Source organism: Paenibacillus sp. CMAA1364 (assembly GCF_054373195.1).
The window spans coordinates 1-818 of sequence record NZ_JBITNB010000067.1 but is presented as its reverse complement, the minus strand read 5'-3'; the positions used below and the strand labels follow the sequence as shown (position 1 = coordinate 818).

General features: G+C 53.9%; 1 rRNA gene. It reads right to left on the bottom strand.

The features are described 5' to 3' along the window. Positions 1-81: 81 nt before the first annotated feature. Positions 82-818: ribosomal RNA gene (locus ACH8E3_RS16675) — 23S ribosomal RNA — on the bottom strand; the annotation flags it as partial.

Here is an 818-nt window from a genome sequence, read left to right as displayed (position 1 = left end):
CCTGAAAACTAGATACGAACGAATTTGTGTAAGAACATGTATAGCTTATGCTTTCGAAGTAGGTATACTTCGTAAAGCTGTTAGGATAAGCCCTCGACCGATTAGTATTGGTCAGCTCCGCACATTGCTGCGCTTCCACCTCCAACCTATCTACCTCGTAGTCTTCAAGGGGTCTTACTAATTGGGAAATCTCATCTTGAGGGGGGCTTCACGCTTAGATGCTTTCAGCGCTTATCCCGTCCGCACGTAGCTACCCAGCTATGCTCCTGGCGGAACAACTGGTACACCAGAGGTGCGTCCATCCCGGTCCTCTCGTACTAAGGACAGCTCCTCTCAAATTTCCTGCGCCCACGACAGATAGGGACCGAACTGTCTCACGACGTTCTGAACCCAGCTCGCGTACCGCTTTAATGGGCGAACAGCCCAACCCTTGGGACCTACTTCAGCCCCAGGATGCGATGAGCCGACATCGAGGTGCCAAACCTCCCCGTCGATGTGGACTCTTGGGGGAGATAAGCCTGTTATCCCCAGGGTAGCTTTTATCCGTTGAGCGATGGCCCTTCCATGCGGTACCACCGGATCACTAAGCCCGACTTTCGTCCCTGCTCGACTTGTAGGTCTCGCAGTCAAGCTCCCTTCTGCCTTTGCACTCTTCGAATGATTTCCAACCATTCTGAGGGAACCTTGGGGCGCCTCCGTTACTCTTTAGGAGGCGACCGCCCCAGTCAAACTGCCCACCAGACACTGTCCCCGAACCGGTTTACGGTCCTAGGTTAGAACCTAGATACGATCAGGGTGGTATCCCAACGGCGCCTCCG